The 17,971-nt window shown below is 46.6% G+C and carries 17 protein-coding genes and 1 tRNA gene; all 18 read right to left on the bottom strand.

Features of this window, described 5'->3' with window-relative positions; translation table 11 throughout:
- Positions 1 to 31 precede the first annotated feature (31 nt).
- Positions 32 to 2,887: a 2-oxoglutarate dehydrogenase E1 component gene (locus KNP93_RS07985; protein ID WP_131972576.1), complete on the bottom strand. Its 2,856-nt coding sequence runs from the start codon at positions 2,885 to 2,887 to the stop codon at positions 32 to 34.
- Positions 2,888 to 3,238: 351 nt separating this feature from the next.
- Positions 3,239 to 3,967, bottom strand: coding sequence for an amino acid ABC transporter ATP-binding protein (locus KNP93_RS07980; protein WP_131503650.1), 729 nt, complete (start codon positions 3,965 to 3,967; stop codon positions 3,239 to 3,241).
- Positions 3,964 to 4,608, bottom strand: coding sequence for an amino acid ABC transporter permease (locus KNP93_RS07975; protein ID WP_131503649.1), 645 nt, complete (start codon positions 4,606 to 4,608; stop codon positions 3,964 to 3,966). The genes KNP93_RS07980 and KNP93_RS07975 overlap by 4 nt, the downstream gene beginning before the upstream one ends.
- A gap of 36 nt (positions 4,609 to 4,644) precedes the next feature.
- Positions 4,645 to 5,364, bottom strand: a complete 720-nt coding sequence (locus tag KNP93_RS07970; RefSeq protein WP_426355407.1) for a transporter substrate-binding domain-containing protein — start codon at positions 5,362 to 5,364, stop codon at positions 4,645 to 4,647.
- Between the two features lie 235 nt (positions 5,365 to 5,599).
- A tRNA-Leu gene (locus KNP93_RS07965) sits at positions 5,600 to 5,683 on the bottom strand.
- A 62-nt stretch (positions 5,684 to 5,745) separates the two neighbouring features.
- Positions 5,746 to 6,690, bottom strand: coding sequence for an alpha/beta hydrolase (locus KNP93_RS07960; protein ID WP_131503647.1), 945 nt, complete (start codon positions 6,688 to 6,690; stop codon positions 5,746 to 5,748).
- A 22-nt stretch (positions 6,691 to 6,712) separates the two neighbouring features.
- On the bottom strand, positions 6,713 to 7,054 hold the full coding sequence (locus KNP93_RS07955; RefSeq protein WP_131503646.1) for a hypothetical protein: 342 nt from the start codon (positions 7,052 to 7,054) through the stop codon (positions 6,713 to 6,715).
- 20 nt (positions 7,055 to 7,074) lie between these two features.
- Positions 7,075 to 8,091, bottom strand: a complete 1,017-nt coding sequence (locus tag KNP93_RS07950; protein WP_214854361.1) for a S66 family peptidase — start codon at positions 8,089 to 8,091, stop codon at positions 7,075 to 7,077.
- Positions 8,092 to 8,121: 30 nt separating this feature from the next.
- The gene (locus KNP93_RS07945; protein ID WP_188004458.1) at positions 8,122 to 8,463 is read right to left on the bottom strand and encodes a thioredoxin family protein; all 342 of its coding nucleotides are present in this window, start codon (positions 8,461 to 8,463) and stop codon (positions 8,122 to 8,124) included.
- Positions 8,464 to 8,627: 164 nt separating this feature from the next.
- Positions 8,628 to 8,996 carry a DUF779 domain-containing protein gene (locus KNP93_RS07940; protein ID WP_131972573.1) on the bottom strand — a complete coding sequence of 123 codons (369 nt, stop codon included), beginning with the start codon at positions 8,994 to 8,996 and terminating at the stop codon, positions 8,628 to 8,630.
- A 21-nt stretch (positions 8,997 to 9,017) separates the two neighbouring features.
- Entirely contained in the window at positions 9,018 to 10,538 is a 1,521-nt protein-coding gene (adh, locus tag KNP93_RS07935) for an aldehyde dehydrogenase (RefSeq protein WP_188004459.1), read from the bottom strand.
- Between the two features lie 206 nt (positions 10,539 to 10,744).
- Positions 10,745 to 11,266: a TraR/DksA C4-type zinc finger protein gene (locus KNP93_RS07930; protein ID WP_131972571.1), complete on the bottom strand. Its 522-nt coding sequence runs from the start codon at positions 11,264 to 11,266 to the stop codon at positions 10,745 to 10,747.
- Positions 11,267 to 11,351: 85 nt separating this feature from the next.
- The gene (locus tag KNP93_RS07925) at positions 11,352 to 12,149 is read right to left on the bottom strand and encodes a hypothetical protein (protein WP_188004460.1); all 798 of its coding nucleotides are present in this window, start codon (positions 12,147 to 12,149) and stop codon (positions 11,352 to 11,354) included.
- 251 nt (positions 12,150 to 12,400) lie between these two features.
- Positions 12,401 to 13,546, bottom strand: coding sequence for a mannitol-1-phosphate 5-dehydrogenase (locus tag KNP93_RS07920; RefSeq protein WP_188004461.1), 1,146 nt, complete (start codon positions 13,544 to 13,546; stop codon positions 12,401 to 12,403).
- Positions 13,547 to 13,549: 3 nt separating this feature from the next.
- Positions 13,550 to 13,987, bottom strand: a complete 438-nt coding sequence (locus KNP93_RS07915; RefSeq protein WP_251138759.1) for a PTS mannitol transporter subunit IIA — start codon at positions 13,985 to 13,987, stop codon at positions 13,550 to 13,552.
- Positions 13,988 to 14,011: 24 nt separating this feature from the next.
- The gene (locus KNP93_RS07910; RefSeq protein ID WP_131972568.1) at positions 14,012 to 15,445 is read right to left on the bottom strand and encodes a PTS mannitol transporter subunit IIBC; all 1,434 of its coding nucleotides are present in this window, start codon (positions 15,443 to 15,445) and stop codon (positions 14,012 to 14,014) included.
- Between the two features lie 168 nt (positions 15,446 to 15,613).
- A complete protein-coding gene (locus tag KNP93_RS15875; protein ID WP_214854358.1) occupies positions 15,614 to 17,650 on the bottom strand; it encodes a BglG family transcription antiterminator in 2,037 nt (678 codons plus the stop codon).
- Positions 17,643 to 17,933, bottom strand: a complete 291-nt coding sequence (locus KNP93_RS07900; protein WP_131503638.1) for a PTS sugar transporter subunit IIB — start codon at positions 17,931 to 17,933, stop codon at positions 17,643 to 17,645. The genes KNP93_RS15875 and KNP93_RS07900 overlap by 8 nt, the downstream gene beginning before the upstream one ends.
- Between the last annotated feature and the right edge of the window lie 38 nt (positions 17,934 to 17,971).

Below are 17,971 nucleotides of genomic sequence, written 5' to 3'. Positions count from 1 at the left end.
CTTTTCGTGTTTGACCCCACTTGATTTTAGATTAGACATTTGTTTCGGAAGTAGCTGATGTGCTTGGTTGATCGACTGTCGTTCGTGTCAAAGCTTCTGTCAGGATTCGCGCCTGTTCGACTTTGTGCCCTGTCGGATCACCTTCCGCTGTACTCGAACGTCGACGACGACCGATGTAACGGACGGTTGTGATTCCGTTGATGGCAACTGATTCAAGACGTGGCTCGATGTATGTCCAGGCTCCCATGTTTTTCGGTTCTTCCTGAACCCAGACAAATTCACCGACATTCGGATAACGTTCCAACAACGCGTTTAACTGTTTGGCCGGGAATGGATAAATTTCTTCAATCCGTACGATGTGCAACCAGTTGAAATCATCGTCTGATTTCGAGACGGCTTCTGCCAAGTCAATTGCAACTTTTCCGCTGCAGAAGACAATCCGCTCAACCTGTTCCGGTGTTTGTCCCAAACCATCCTGTTCGACAATCCGTTTGAATGAACCGTCTGTCAGTTCAGATAAATCGGACGTCGCGAGTGGATGGCGGAGTAAACTTTTCGGTGTCATGACGACTAGCGGACGTACTTCTTCTTTTCCAAGAATCGCGGCTTGACGGCGAAGCAGATGGAAGTACTGTGCCGCACTTGAAACATTGGCGACTGTCCAGTTCTTTTCGCCTGATAACGTCAAGAACCGCTCCAATCGGCCACTTGAGTGCTCCGGCCCTTGTCCTTCGTATCCATGCGGTAATAGCATGACAAGTCCGGACGTCTGCCCCCATTTTGCACGGCTTGCCGAGATGAACTGATCAAAGATGACTTGACCGGAGTTTGCGAAGTCGCCGTACTGGGCTTCCCATAAAACAAGTGTTTCCGGCGCAAAGACGTTATAGCCGTATTCGAATCCGAGAACGCCTGCTTCCGATAATGGACTGTTGTATACAGCAAACGATGCTGTTGCTGACTTCAGACTGTGCATCGGTGAAAACGATTTGCCGGTCTTCACATCATTCAGATTAATGTTTCGTTGGGCAAATGTTCCCCGTTCCGAATCCTGACCACTTAATCGAATCGGTGTGCCATCGGAAAGAATTGAAGCAAATGCCAATGTTTCGGCATGACCCCAGTCGATGCCGTTTTTCGTCGTCAACGCATCCGTGCGGCGTTTCAGGACTTTCTCAAGTTTATGGAAAACGTTAAATCCACTCGGCCACTCGAGGAGTTGCTCGTTATAGTCCGTCAATTTCTCGACCGCAACCCCTGTCTCGATGTGCGGGACTCCTTTGAAGACGACATCCGGCATGACTCCGCCGTATTCTTTTTCCACATTCGGGACTTTCTCCCGGGCCGCTTTCATCATCTCATTGATGTCAGCTTCAATCTTCGTCACATCTTCTTTTGCGACATCGCCCTGTTCTACCAGTTGCTTGGCATACAGAACGCGTGCTGAATCATGTTTATGGATTAAATCGTAGAGAACGGGATTCGTATTCATCGGCTCATCCATCTCGTTATGTCCGAAGCGACGATACCCGATCAAGTCAATCAAAACGTCCTTGTTGAATGTTGCACGGTATTCGCTAGCGAGCAATGCTACGGCCAGACAACTTTCCGGTTCATCCGCATTGACGTGGAAAACAGGAATCTCGTAGCCTTTTGCCAAATCACTCGAATAGCGTGTTGAACGGGAATCAGTCGGTTCTGTCGTAAAACCAATCGTATTGTTGGCAATGATATGAATCGTTCCGCCCGTATTGTATCCTTTTAAGTTAGTTAAATTAAGCGTTTCAGCAACAATCCCCTGTCCCGGGAACGCAGCATCACCGTGAATAAGAATGGCAGCCGCTTTTCCCTGTTCCTGACGAGGTGCTCCTTTTTGTGAGCGGTCGTCTTGCGCAGCCCGTGTAAACCCTTCGACGACAGGATCGACGAATTCAAGGTGAGACGGATTGTTGGCAAGCGTCATTCGAACGTTGCTCGATTGTTGCTCCATCTTCCGGTTTAATCCGAGGTGATACTTGACGTCCCCCGTCCAACCGTACGTGATCCCGATTGATCCTTCTGAGGGAACCAAATCATGGTTCGGCGCATGTTGGAACTCTGCAAAAATCATTTCATATGGTTTTCCTAAAACGTGCGCTAAGACATTCAGTCGTCCCCGGTGCGCCATTCCGATGTTGATCGTTTCCGATCCGTTGGCAATCAGATGTCCAACAATCGTATCGAGTAACGGAACCATCGCATCAAGTCCTTCGATTGAAAAACGTTTTTGTCCAACGTATGTTTTATGCAAATATTTCTCAAATAATTCGGTTTCCGCTAAACGTTTGAACAATTGCTTTTTTTGATCAATTGTCAGCTTAGCTGTCAATGCCCCTTGTTCAATCTTTTGCCGCAACCATTTCTTTTCATCCAAGTCATCGACATGTTGAAATTCAACCGCTGCCGCCCCCGTGTACTGAGCCTTTAAGTGCTCGATTCCTTCAAAAGCATCTTGAAGATGAGCCGGTGGTTCTGGACAAACGAGTGTGACAGGCATGGCGCGTAAATCGGTTTCTGTCAATCCGAATTGACGGAGCTCGAGCAGTTCTGTTTCCCGTGGATGATCTTTGAGCGGATAAATATCAGCTGCAAGATGACCTTTCGCCCGAATCTGATCAGCTAATCGACTCGCGGCCAAATACTTTTCGAAATCTCCCGTTTCGACCGTTTGCTTCGTTACACGTTCTGAAACCGGAGCACCATTTTGTTCAAAATATGCCCGTGTTTCTTCATCGACTGAAGAAGCATCTTCTAAAAAGCGTTCATACAATTCAATGATGTACCCAAGGTTTGGTCCATAAAATGCTTGTTGGTCCTGGCTTGCCATGTACGGTTCCCCCCGTTTCATTCGTTTCACTCCTGTACTGCATCAGTACGTTTCCAGCTCTCTACCTGTTAGCGCTTTCAAATCATATGACATAAAAATTCGATAATCGTCATGTTCCTGACATTTCATCCGAACATAACCCTTAACGAAGGCCTGTATGTCAAAAGTGTTTGCCTTAGTTATTATATTACTACTTCTTTTAGGTCAGTGCGTTTCGAATTCCCAATTTCTCCGTCACAAATGTATAAGTTTTTCTTATGACTGTACCCTGTGTTCTTTATGATTGAAACGTCTCTAGGCGAAAACAGGGGTTTTCATCAAAAAAAAGCAGGAATGACCTCCCTGAAGGTCATTCCTGCTTCATTTCATCATTTACAAAACTTTACTTAAAAAAGACTGTGTCCGTTCGTGTTGCGGAGAATCAAACAATAAACTCGGAATGTTTTCTTCGACGATAAAACCACCGTCCATGAAAAGAACACGATCCCCGACTTCACGGGCAAATCCCATCTCGTGCGTAACGACAATCATCGTCATCCCTTCGAGTGCCAATTGCTTCATAACGGCAAGAACATCCCCGACCATCTCTGGATCGAGTGCGGATGTCGGTTCGTCAAACAACATGATTTTCGGATTCATGGCCAGAGCACGGGCAATGGCGACCCGTTGTTTTTGACCACCGGACAGTTCACCCGGATAATTATCCGCTTTTTCCCGTAATCCCACTTTATCCAGCAATTCGAAAGCCCGCTGTTTCGCTTGAGTTTTATCCGTTTTCCGAACCTTCATCGGTGCAAGCGTCACGTTCTCGAGCACCGTCTTATGCGGAAACAAGTTGAAGTGTTGAAACACCATCCCTACTTCTTCCCGTACTTTATTGATATCGACTTTCGGATCCGTAATGTCGTGTGTATCGACAATCACGGTCCCTCCTGTAATATCCTCCAGCCGGTTTAAACAGCGGAGAAACGTACTTTTTCCGGATCCTGAAGGTCCGATGACACAAACGACTTCTTTTTCTTGAATCTCAACCGAAATATCCTTTAACACTTCGTTTGAACCAAATGACTTTTTTAATTGTTTTACTTCAATGATACTCATCGCAGTGTAAACCTCCGTTCCAAGAATTTCCCTAACAATGAAAGGAGATAGATGACGACGAAGTACATCAGACCGACAACTGTCCAAACGATGAACGGTTCAAATGTCGTCGCCTGTTGCACTTGTCCCTGTTGCGTCAAATCCGCGATCCCGATGATCGATAGTAACGACGTATCTTTTAGACTGATGATCGATTGGTTCGTAATCGTCGGCAACATCCGGCGGAAGGCTTGCGGTAAAACAATTTGCGTCATCGTTTGACGTCCTGTCATCCCGAGTGATCGTGAGGCCTCGGTTTGACCTTTATCAATCGATTGAATCCCTGCCCGGATGATTTCAGCAAAGTAGGCTCCGGCATTAATCGCAACTGTCAGGATTCCGGCATACATCCGGTCCATGGACAACCACTCGAGCGAGTTGAGTCCAAAATAGATAAAGAACAATTGGACGATAAAGGGGGTTCCCCGAATAACATCGATGTAGACGATGGCGATACCGTTTAAAATCTTAAGTGGTGATAAACGCATCAATGCGACGATCAAGCCGATTAAAAATCCGACGATGACCGCGATGATAAAGATATAAAGGGTGATCTGTAACCCTTCCAAGAAAAACGGAAACGCCGTTTTTGCGACTTCCATCAGTGACTCAACTCCCTTGTCATTCGTTCAAATAGCTTATTTCAAATACGTATCGACGATTTTGTCGTACTCGCCGCTTTCTTTCAGGTTAGCCAGTCCTTTATTGATTTTTTTCAACAACTCTTCGTTTTCACCTTTTAAGACAGCGATTCCGTAGTTATCCCCGTTCAAACGGTCTCCGACGAGTTTCAGACCAAGATTTTGTTGTTTGTTGGCATACGAGATGACCGGATAATCTTCAATCAATGCTGCAGCATTTCCGTTTTTGACTTCTTGGAACATGGCTGGACTGTCATTGAATTGTGTGACTGTGATACCGAGTTTATCTGCATTGTCCGTCGCATATTTTGCACCTGTCGTTCCTTTTTTGACCGCGACTTTCTGTCCTTTTAAATCATCGACCGACTTGATTTTATTGTTGTCATCTTTGACGACTAAAATCAATCCGGCTTTAAAGTACGGATCGGAGAACGTGACGACTTTTTTCCGCTCCGGCGTGATACTCATACCGGCAATTGCAACATCCAACTGGTTCGCTTGAAGAGCCGGAATGATTCCGCTGAAGTCCATTGCTTCAAACTTGATTTTAAACCCTTGATCCTTTGCAATGGCTTTGATGAGATCGATATCGATCCCCTTGTACGTGTCCCCGTCTTTATATTCGAACGGTGGATACGTGACATCGATTCCGACTTTATACGTCTTGTCTTTCGACACCTCGTCCTGTGATCCGATACTGCATGCACTCAATACCATTAAACAGCTGAGCAGTAAAAATAAAACCGATAAATGCTTTTTCATGTTGTTACTCCTCTCTTGAAGACAAATGCCTTCTCCCTTGTAATTTCCTTAAAATCTTTTCCTTAACACATATTTTATCAGAAAAATTCAAATTTTACGAACAAACTTGTTAAGGACATGAATCAAAAATTTTTATAAAAAAAATAGAAGCCCACTTCTTACGAAGAGTACTCCTATTTTCACTTAAAAATGCCGCCGAGAGGACTTGAACCTCCACGGTGTTGCCACCACTAGATTCTGAGTCTAGCGCGTCTACCAGTTCCGCCACGACGACTTCTATTTATGTTATTAGAATACTAAATAGTGTTTTTGATGTCAACGATTTCACGCATTTTTTTACACGCGTTCCATTGGTTCGCCTAAAATCCGACGGACAAATGTTTCGACGACCGCATCATAAGTGTCCGGATCTTCAAAGTAAGCCATCGCGTGGGCAGCATTCGGAATGACTACCAATTCTTTTTCTGTCGGACAGGCTTGATACAATTCATAGACCATCGAGGTTGGAACAAACGTATCCGCTCCACCGTGTAAAAACAGAATTGGCACCGTCGCCCGCTTCACTTGTTTAAGTGCAGACGCTTCACTGAAAAAATAACCTGCTTTCATTTTCGTCAAAATGCTTGTCATCGTCAAAAATGGAAAATGGGGCAGACGGTACATCCGTTTCATTTGATAGGCAAGGACGGCATTGACCGACGTGTAGGCACAATCGGAGATAATTCCTTTGATTTGCGGCGGCAAAACTTCACCACTTGTCATCAGAACGGTCGCTCCCCCCATTGAGACACCATGTAAGAAAATCGCACTTTCTTGTCCAAGACGGGCCACCAGGTACTCGGTCCACCGAAGACAATCTTCACGGTCATGCCAACCAAATCCGATATAGTTCCCGTCACTTTTTCCGTGTCCTCGGTTGTCCGGCATCATGACATGGAAACCGGCTTGATGATACAGATACGCAAATCCGGCTAAGTCTGTTCCGACTCCACCGTATCCGTGAACTAAAATGACGACCCGATTCGATGGAACAAGCGGCGGTAAGTAATGCCCGCGTAAGGTTAATCCATCATGCGCCTTTACTTCAATCAGCTCCAGCGGCTGTTCTTTGATCCACGTTTGACCCGGTTGCATCAGACGAACCATCTCGTCACTCAAATCACGGTTGTTGGATAAAAAGGGTTTCGGATTGGTCGCAATCGCCATTTCATAAAAGTAATAACTCGCCGCGAGCATCCCTGAACCGATTACACCTAAGCCGATTTTTGTTCGTGTTCGCATTGCTTCCACTCCTCATCTGCTCTTATAAATCAATTTGTAATTGTGCCGAAGACTCGGCATCTTCTTCTTGTAAAATTTGTTGCCGCAGACGATGTTCGTGTTGTGCCTTTCGGTAAGCAAATTCCTGAACTAATTCTTGTCCTGTGAAACCTTCGTCGACGATGTCCGACAGCAAATCCGTTTCCGTCGTGACGATTTCCTGTGGATTGCGGATAATCAACACTTGACCGACCTGCGCCAACATCAGTTCATCTTTTAACTGTAATGCATCATAAAATGGTTCAGGTAAGGTCATCCGACGTGTTTCCGGATTGATGTGTATCCGTTTATACGCTGCTAACGATTGAAACTTCCGACTCGCCATATCTGTCCTCCTCTTCTAGATCACTGAAACGTCATGTCTAATCTAGAATCTTTTCCTTGAATCGTGATGGTTGCCGATGCTCCGTTGACGAGTGTCATTTGCGGCGGTTGATGTCCGATGTCGAGATCGTAAAACACCGGGATATTCAACAGTCTTTTAAACGTTTCATAGACATCTAGGATCGTATAATCTTCGATCGTCCGACCACCTGCCGTTCGTCCGAACACGATTCCAGATGTCCGCTCGAACCAACCCGCGAGATACATCTGCATCAGTGAACGGTGAACGTCAGTAGCGCTCGCTTCCGACACTTCGAAATACCAAAGAATCGGTTCTTCGTTAATCTGGTTTTCCTGAAATGCTGCTACGTCTCCATACGGCGTTCCGATGAGATGACGAATCGTCTCAAGACACCCGCCAAGCAACCGCCCGGATACCTGTTTTTGTGTCGGATCCAGCGTTTTCCACTCTGTCGTTGCATCAAGATGATACATATAACGTTCTGGTCGTTCTGAATGGTTCCATTTGGTTTGATACAGATCAGACGTCCACTGAGTGACGGTCCCTCCGGCAGGCGTCGCCAGCACTCGCCGCCAGGCTGTCGTCGTTTCATCCCATTCTTCGCTGCGCATGTCTACAAAATTCGGTCCATGTGCTGTCGCGATGCCTGTCTTGACTGTGATGGCAAACAGGAGCGTACTGATATCCGAGTACCCAAGCAACCATTTTACCGGGATTCGTTCGAAATCCAAAAACGGTAATACATCAATCGCCCGTTCTCCTCCAAAAGGTGGAAGGATTGCATCGATTTCCGGATTTTTCAGCATCTCATTCAGTTCATCCGCTCGTGTTTGAGCCGGAGCGCTTTCCGCCTGATGTTGCGTCCAAACCGTTTGTCCGATTGTGACTGCCATTTGCCGATCCTGGAGACGCAACGTTGCTTCCTCGAGCATTGAATGTAAGTTTTCCGGCACTCCGGAAGACGGAGCTGTCACACCGATTGTTTGGCCGGTCCAGCCTAAAAAGGGATAGCGCATGATTGTTTCCTCCTGACGATGTTGGATTTTTCAGTTCATCGAAGCCACTAATCGGCTGAGTTGTTCGACTTTCCGGGTAAACGGTTCGATTGGAACGATTCGTGCTTCCCGGTGAAGTTCTTTTCCTTGAACAAAAAACAACAAAGAAGGCGCGGTAAACACCGAAAATTCTCCGACAATTTCCGGGACGGTAACCAAGTCAACATGTCCAGACCGAAATTCGGGATGATTTGCCAAAATCGGTTCGATTTGTGGAAACAACGAGGCACAAACGCCACAGCCCGGACTGGAAATATAAATGAAACTTGCCGATTCTTGAAGATAAAAGTCCCTTACGTCTTCAATTGACGTCAATTCTTGAAATGTTGCCATGTTTCGCCCTCCTCTTTTTGTAAAATATCTTTTAATTATAACGTGACGCCGCCTATAAATAAAACGTGACCTCTCATTCAGGTTTTTACGCCCAAAAAAACACCTTCGTCTCGAATCTTTAAGGATGATTCCTTAAAGATTCGAGCGAGGTGTTATTTATCGAATTACGATTTGGTAGATGCCGTGAGTTCTGCATATTCTTCAGTCGTAAAAGCACGAGAACGTGTCAAAAATCGTTTGCCCTCGACACCTTCCAAAGAAAACATTCCGCCTCGACCATTGACGACATCAATGATCAATTGTGTATGTTTCCAATATTCATACTGATCCTCATGAATATAAAACGGACAACCACCGATTGTGCCGATCAATAAATCCTGATCCCCTAAAAATAAATCGCCTTCCGCAAAACACATCGGGGAACTGCCGTCGCAACAGCCACCCGATTGGTGAAACATCAACGGTCCGTGTTTCGCTTTCAGCCGTTCAATCAATTCCAAGCCGGCATCGGTCGCAAGTACACGTTCGACCATGTCGCCACATCCTTTCTTCGATTAGAAGAAACCAAGTTTATCCGGGCTGTAACTGACGAGAAGGTTTTTTGTCCGTTGGTAATGGTTGAGCATCATTTTATGGTTTTCACGACCGATTCCTGACATTTTATAGCCACCGAACGCGGCGTGTGCCGGGTACTGGTGGTAACAGTTTGTCCAGACCCGTCCAGCTTCGATCGCCCGTCCGAAGCGGTATGCGCGGTTCATATCGCGTGTCCAGACGCCTGCACCTAAACCGTACAGTGTGTCATTGGCGATTTGCAACGCTTCTTCTTCTGTTTTAAACGTTGTGACCGATAGGACAGGACCAAAAATCTCTTCTTGGAAAATCCGCATTTTGTTATGTCCTTTGAAAATTGTCGGCTGAATGTAATAACCATCCGCCAAGTCGCCGTCAAGATGGTTCCGTTCGCCGCCAATCAGGCATTCGGCCCCTTCCGATTTTCCGATTTCAAGATACGAGAGGATTTTTTCCATTTGTTCACTCGACGCCTGGGCACCCATCATGACGTCAGCATCAAGCGGATTGCCGAGTTTGATTGCTTTGACCCGCTCCAGTACACGCTCCATGAATGGTTCGTAGATCGATTCTTCAATCAAGGCACGCGATGGACATGTACAGACTTCGCCTTGGTTCAAGGCAAACATCAATAATCCTTCAATCGCTTTATCGAAGAAGGCATCATCGGCATCCATGATGTCGGCAAAGAAAATGTTTGGTGATTTCCCACCGAGCTCGAGTGTGACCGGAATGATGTTTTGCGAAGCATACTGCATGATGAGCCGTCCTGTCGTCGTTTCACCCGTGAAAGCAATTTTTGCGATCCGTTTGCTCGACGCGAGCGGTTTTCCGGCTTCAAGCCCAAAACCGTTGACGATATTCAAGACACCCGGAGGTAATAAATCTTCAATCAGTTCCGTCAGTAACAGAATACTTGCCGGTGTTTGTTCCGCCGGTTTCAAGACGACACAGTTTCCTGCCGCGAGTGCCGGTGCCAGTTTCCAGACAGCCATTAAAATCGGGAAGTTCCACGGAATGATTTGACCGACGACTCCAAGCGGCTCATGGAAATGATAGGCGACCGTATCGTTGTCGAGTTCCCCGATTGAACCTTCTTGCGCCCGGATGACCCCTGCAAAGTACCGGAAATGATCGATGGCGAGCGGAAGGTCGGCATTCAGTGTCTCGCGTACAGCTTTTCCGTTTTCAAGCGTTTCCGCATAGGCGAGCATCTCAAGATTTTCTTCCATCCGATTCGCAATTTTATTTAAAATGTTTGACCGTTCTGCGACTGACGTCTTGCCCCAGGCATCTTTTGCCGCATGTGCTGCATCAAGTGCCAGCTCGACATCTTCTTTCCCTGAACGGGCTACTTGACATAACACTTTCCCGGTAATCGGCGTCACGTTATCAAAATATTCTCCACCGACCGGTGCCGTCCACTTGCCATTAATGAAATTTTCATAACGATCCTTGTACTGTACCTTCGACCCTTGCGTGTTTGGAATCTCATAAATCATCTGATTGTTCCTCCCTCAAATAAAATGGTCAAACGACGAGAAGGTATCTCATGTATGCGCTTTCATTTTACCCCTATCGAAATGTCTTCTCGTTTCTATCGTACCAAATGTTTGATAAAAGTCAAAATTTTCCGATATTTTTTATCCAGAAATTTTTATAAAAAAACACGTCCTCCTAAAACGGGTGGACGTGTTGCTCGTTTAATTTAGCGTGTCGGGTCAATACCATCCTCTTTGTCAGAAGGTGTGTCTGAGTTGCCGAACTCACCGACCTTACTGAATCCGTCGGTTGCCCCGTCGATATCTTTTCCGGTTGCCGTGACGGACGGATCAAGAACCGCTTCTTCACTCGGACGGGATGCCGGATCGTTCCCGACTTTTTCTTCTTCTTTTTTAGCGTCTTCAATACATAACAACGTTTCCGGAATGATATCAAGACGTTCGATTTCGATGTCTTTTCCACAGACTTTACAGACGCCGTACGTGCCATCTTCAATCGCTTTCAACGCTAGATCGACGTCCGATAACATCTCTTCCTGCATGTCCGTCATCGCTTGATCCCGTTCCCGTAAAAAGAGTTCGTCTCCTGAATCGCCCGGATGGTTATCGTAGCTCGACAGTTCCCCGGTATCGTAATCGACTTCACGATTTTCGATATTGGTCTCCGTTTTATCTTTTTCCTTTAACAAACGTGTTTTGAATGTCTCGATTTGCTTTTCTGATAACATATCCTTCATCTCCAATTCTTTAGCTTCAGCTTCTTCTCTAAAGGATTTAACCGAAATGAAACCATGTTAAACGTCAAAGACCCTCTCAAGAACATTTATACGAGCGGATCGAACCGTGTAAATCACAGATGACCGTCATGAATTCTTGACCGTCCTTAAAGCAGATTTGATGGCTTCTGCCGTTTTTGGAAGTCGTAATGTCATCAATCCATAGCCGCGTGGCGTCAGCAGACGATAACATCGCCACTTTATCACGAATCAAAAACAGATCAAATGGTAACAGATTTAAGGACTGGATGACTAAGCCGTATTTCCGGAACAGCGGATCTAGTTGATAATGCGATAAACTGTATAAACTTTTTTCCATCCCGCCGATTAACAATTGAATCGAGTGACACGGTTCCCGGCTGTCGATCCGCTCTTTTTGTAAAATGATTTGACCGTTGACACCAGATCCGTCGAAGACACGCTGCATTTTCTCTTGATCGACACGGAGTGCTCCCGGTTTAACATGCAAAACCAAATGAGCAAATTCGGCATAGTCCGGTTTTCCGATTTCAAGCGCTTGAATATGTCTCACTTCTTCTCGTTCAATCAATTCGATCAGTCCGCGTTCCACCTTGTCCGACACGTCTAATTCAGAAAAAAGACGGACATCGATCACGTATTGGTCGACGACGGTATTGACTTCGAGTGTATACATCAAGTGCTGGTTCTGTTCCTGATCGAGTGTCAGACGATTTAACAGCAGTTGATGAAGCAGTTCAACCGGTGTATGCGATGAAAATTGACTTGTATAAATCAAGTGTTTGGCTGTCAAAGAATGATTGGTTTTTAATCGTGCGCCTTTTACCATATATACGTTCACTTTATAATTTTGCATAATGCCACCTTCTCTTAACTAAGAATCGGATCGGAGAATAGTTCCGTTTCTATAGCGTACATCGCAATAACCACAAAAAATATTCGATAACGAATATTCTAAATCTGTTATACACAAGACTATTGATTTATGTTAGAGATTTGGAAATTTCAACAGCATCTCGATGTTTACAGTGTTTGGCTACAATTTTCATGTCTTTATATAAAAAAACCAGTCTCCGCAAAAACGAGACTGGTTGAAAGTAAGCTCTATCACGCAATCGAATCACTCATCGGATGCATCTGTTCGTATTGACTGACAATCAATTGACTGAGACGTTCTTCAGCCTCCAGACCAAGATAGGTCGTGACCGTCTGGCGAATCCCATGTTCTTCGATGAACGTGTTTAATTCAGAAGATTCTGAATCATTTGGATCGGAATAGGTTAAGGCGGCTGCAATCCCTAAGGCTAATCCATTCGCTTCGATTCCGCGATCCATTAATTCCCGGGCCGGTTTGACCAGGCGGTCGCGTGGTCCGAGTTTACGAATCGGCGAACGGGCGACGCGGACGATTTCATCATGAATCCGCGGATTTTCAAATCGTTTAATATTTTTCTGGATGTACGCACTGTGATCTTTTGGATCAAAGCCGTATTTTTCAAGCAACAGCCAACCGGTCTCATACAAAGCGGTCTGGACACCGCGTCGGACACGGACGTCCTGCAGACTTTCAGCAATCGTCTCTTTTCCAAATAACGCACCGAGGTATGAGGCAATCGCGTGTCCGGTGTTAACGGTGAATAACTTTCGTTCGATGAATGGTGTAATGTCCGTGACGTACGTTACCCCTTCAAACGTCGGATACCCGTCCGGTAAGTCTTTCGTCTCAATGACCCATTCGAAAAACGGTTCGACTTCGACATATAGCGGATCTTCATGATGTTGTAATGGAACGATCCGGTCGACGGCGGCATTTGGGAAAAAGACGCCCGGCGGCATCGTATCCAGATGTTGCATCACTTCTTGCTGCAAGTGACTGGATCCCTCAATCATGTTTTCACACGCGATGACATATACGTTTTTCATTGTCGTCCGCCGTTTGATTCCCTCTGCCAGTAACGGCGCGATTCTTGCGAGCAACGTTGGACCGACTGCCGTCGTCACAACATCGGCTGTGGCGATTGCTTCCATCACCTGCTCGGCTTCGGTTTGACTATTCAAGGCAGTCACGTTGGATACCTCCTCTGCCGCCGCTTCTTCTGCCGCATAGCCAACCGTATATGCCCGGCGCGACTTCAATGCTTCGACGACTTCGGCGTTGACGTCAATGAAACAGACGTCATAACCGGATTTAACCAATTGTAAGCCGATGAATCCCCGACCGATGTTTCCTGCTCCAAAATGAACGGCTTTCATGCCTTACACCTCCACAGTTAACAATTGAATGATGTCTTCCGCCGTCTGCGCCTTAACCAACCGTTCGACATTCTCTTCGTCTGAACAGATGATGGCAATATGCGACAGCAGTTCCAAGTGTTCGTCGCCGATTCCCGCGATACCAATAATCAGCTTCGCCTGTTCCGCTCCGAACGGGACACCGTTCGGAACTTGCAGAATCGATAATCCCGTTTTCAGGACTTCGCCTTTCGACTCTTCCGTACCATGGGGAATCGCGACGTGGTTTCCGATATAGACCGTCGATAAGCGGTGACGGGTTTTCATCGATTCGATATATTTCGGACGGACATACCCGTGATTAACAAGTAATTCTCCTGCTGCTTCAATCGCTTCCTCGTCTGAACTAAAGTGTTGATTCAGTAACACCATCTCTTTTTCTAATTTCATCGCTGTTGCCATCATGCATTCACTCCTGTCTATTTTTTAAGAAATTTTATTTCGTGCTGTTTCAATTTCATGAACCAGTTGATCATAGTATCCGGCATTCAAGAAGTTTTCGACGGACCGGTGTTCGGCTTGCGGTACTTGTTCCTTCGCCCGTTGCGTCAAATCCTGGTGCGTAATGATGAACTCTGCGTCTTTCGGGAGTTGACTGATTGACGTGTTCGTCACTTTAATCGGCAATCCGGCTTTATTGATTTTGTTACGTAAGACGGATGCTCCCATCGCACTTGACCCCATTCCGGCATCGCAGGCAAAAATGATATGTTCGACTTCTGCTAACGAAGTTGCCGATTCAGCCGAGACGAGCGATGAAGCGATCGAATTTTTGCCTTTCATCGCGCTGACATTGGCCGTCGCTTCTTCAAGTGATGTTTCTTTTGCTTTACTCGTTTTGAGTAAGACCGCCGAGACGACGAACGTTACCGATGCGGAAATCAAGATACCGGCAACAAGGCCAACGTATGAACCGCGGGACGCCATCGCAAGGACAGCAATGATACTTCCGGGTGAAGCGGGTGCGACAAGACCGACATCAAATAAGACGAATGTCAGGATACCGCTCATTCCTCCGGCAATCATCGCGAGCAAGAGAACGGGTTTCATCAACACATACGGGAAGTAAATTTCATGAATCCCGCCGATAAATTGGATGAAGGCCGCCCCTGGAGCCGTCTTTTTCGCTGCGCCGGAACCGAAGATTGAATATGCGAGTAACAAACCGAGACCGGGACCCGGATTCGCTTCAAGTAAAAACAGAACTGATTTTCCGGCTTCACTGACTTGATCCAAGCCGAGTGGACTTAAAATCCCGTGGTTAATCGCATTGTTGAGGAACAAAATTTTAGCCGGTTCGATGAACAGACTGGCGAGCGGTAACAGGTGTGCACTAACAATTGCTCCGACTGCCGCTGCCATGATGTCATCCAGTCCTGTCATTAATGGACCAAACAGTTTAAATCCACCGATCATCAGCAAACCGCCGATAATTCCGACTGAGAAGTTGTTGACGAGCATCTCAAGACCCGGTTTGACTTTTCCTTCAATCAATTGATCAAATTTCTTGATGGTGAATCCCCCGAGTGGTCCCATGACCATTGCGCCGAGGAACATCGGAATGTCTGTTCCGACGATAACCCCCATCGTCGCCAGTGCTCCGACGACTCCTCCCCGGACATCATGCATGAGCTTCCCACCGGTAAAACCAATCAGTAGCGGTAACAGATACGTGATCGTCGGACCGACTAATTCTGCCAGACTTTTATTCGGTGCCCATCCGGTCGGAATGAATAACGCTGTAATGATCCCCCAGGCGATGAACGCACCGATGTTCGGCATGACCATTCCGCTGAGGAAACTTCCGAACCGTTGAACCTGGACACGCAATCCGCGTTTTCCTGCTTGTGTTGTTGTCATTGGTGTACCTCCATTTCATTTGCATCGTATGATAAGTGCTTTGCTATGCCCTTATTGTATGCGCTCTGGAAACGCTTACTCAATCTTTCCTAGTTCACGTTTTGGCAACCTTCTTGGACAAGACTAAAAGAACCATCCGCATCAACGAATGGTTCTCCTGATTTGCCGTCACAATAAAAAATCAAGCGGTTGCTCGACCGTCTGCAGTTCCCGTTCAATGACTTTTCGGAACGTCCGGTTCAAGATCTGCCGAAGCTGATGGACATCTCCGTATTCAAACTGATGGGTTTGCACATCATTTTCGATGATGGCACCACTAATCGAACTGAGCAGTTGCAACAGCTGATCCGTCGCTTCTTCCGGTGCAGCCAGAACTAAAATCCGTTCGACCGGTTGAATCGCTTGATCCATCCCGAGCAGCTCAATCGGTTGTTCGAGCTCATAGATGAAAAATCCCCCCCGGTGAATCGAATCGTCGCGACCGTGAAACAATGCCAGGCGTGTACCAGGAATCCCGAGTCCGGACATCTCGTGCCGGCGTAACAACTGTGTTGACAACTGAACAGCCGATGAAGTGACATTTTTATCGACCAGTCCGTTGCTGATTTCAAGAAGGATTTCTTCCAATCCTTCCGTTTGTGCGGAAATTGTTTCGATGGAAAAGGCGTCACTTAATTGACGGGCCGTCTTAACCAATTCTTCCAATCTGGATAAATCCAGCCAGCCGGATGATTCCTGTCGAGGAGCGGCTTGGAAGGATTTAGGTAAGGAAACGAGCAACTTCCGGATTCGTTCAACCTCTTCTTTGGGCAATAACGGGTTGACGAGCAGATGAGGTTGACTGATATCCGGTAACGGCACCGTCGATAACACAAAGTCATAATCCTTCAACTGTAGACGTCCGATGCCAAAGAGCGACGAACTTTCGACCTGCTCCAATTCCGTAAATTCCTGTCGCAACCGGTTCATCAATAATTTGGATGATCCCAGTCCCGCCGAACAGACGACCAGGACACGGTACGGGATTTTCGGCAATGGTTTACTCAAAACGGCACCAAAGTGCATCACCCAAAATGCCAAATCATAATCTGCAAACGTTTGATCGTTGAAGACGAATTCAGCTGCTTGTTTGACGGCATCAAACAGACGCGGATACTCCCGTTCAATTTGTTTGATGACATAGGACGGATTGACGATGTTTTGTTTCGTGTATGACATGATGTGGCTGACTAAACCGTGTTCGAGTGCCCGGTCTTCCATAAAAGCTTCCCCGTACAATAAGGAGACTTGTTCGATGAGTCGTTTAACACGCAGTCGAATGACCAATTCTTCACCGGTCTCCAGCTGATCTTGTTGGAAATTCCGTAATTCCTCAGAAATCCATTGCCGCTCGGCAATCGATAAAGGATACGGCAACCGTTGCTGCAGCGTATCGACGTGATGCAGCACTTCGAGCGGATACGCTTTCAGTTCGTAGACCATCGGGAACCGGTCCATCCGGATTGCTTGTACCGCTAAACTCAGTGCCGCCCGCATCAGGAGACGGTCACTGATATCCTGTTGTTTCGTCAAAGGAACAATGACGGCATACGATTGGTTAATTGCTTCAATCCACTCCCTTTGGTGGATTTGAAGTAAATGAGGCAGTTGATCGACGTGCCCCTGAAGAAATCGGTAAAAGGACAAGACATCCCATTGGGTGAAAATCAAGGATACCAGCAAGCGGCGTTTGTCGATTTCTTCACCGATGACTTCCGCCCCTAATCCTTTTTTACGTTTTAACTCCAGCGCATACTGACAAAACCATTCATCAACCTGTTCTAAATCTTGACTGATCGTACTTGGCGCGATGTACATGGCATGTGCCAAAGCCTGCAGTTTGATCATTCCTTCTTCTTGTAAGAGCCGATACGCAAGCTCGACTTGCCGATCTTCCGACGATGGTAACTGCCGATGCGATAACAACAATGCTTCACGGAGTTCCCGTTTGTGTCCCTCATCGCCACTCAACTGTAAGCCCCTTCCCCGGATATAACTCATTTCTAACTGAAACGGCGCTACCGTTTGTCCAAGCCGCTCGCGTTCCCGTTGAATCGTCCGCTCCGAAGTTTCGAGTGCTTCTGCGATTTCCTGAATCTGAACCGGTTCTGATTTCGTCAGTAAATAAAATAGGATTTCCCGCTCGCGGGCCGTAAAATCAATCACGTTGCATCAACTCGTTTCTAATGGTCTCAATTAAATCATCATAGGACGCCGCTGCCAACAGATGATCGACGGCAAATACCTTGCACGTGGAATCGACCGGTAAATCGGATACGATTTTCCGGGGACCGATTAGAAATGTGGTCTCTGTCGGGATTTCTTTCGCCCGGCATGTCTCGACTGTTACGTGAAGATGCTCTTTTTGTAATCGATTCCGCAACACTTTGGCTCCCATGACACTGCTGACCAGTCCTGAGTCGCAGACAAAGATAATAGTAATGGCCATCCTAATCACTCCTTCTCTTTCATCCTAGCTGAAAGCGC

The sequence above is a fragment of the Exiguobacterium sp. s166 genome, from assembly GCF_018618855.1.
Lineage (GTDB): Bacteria > Bacillota > Bacilli > Exiguobacteriales > Exiguobacteriaceae > Exiguobacterium_A.
The sequence above is the reverse complement of the archived record's forward strand: the minus strand, read 5'-3'. Positions and strand labels throughout refer to the sequence as shown.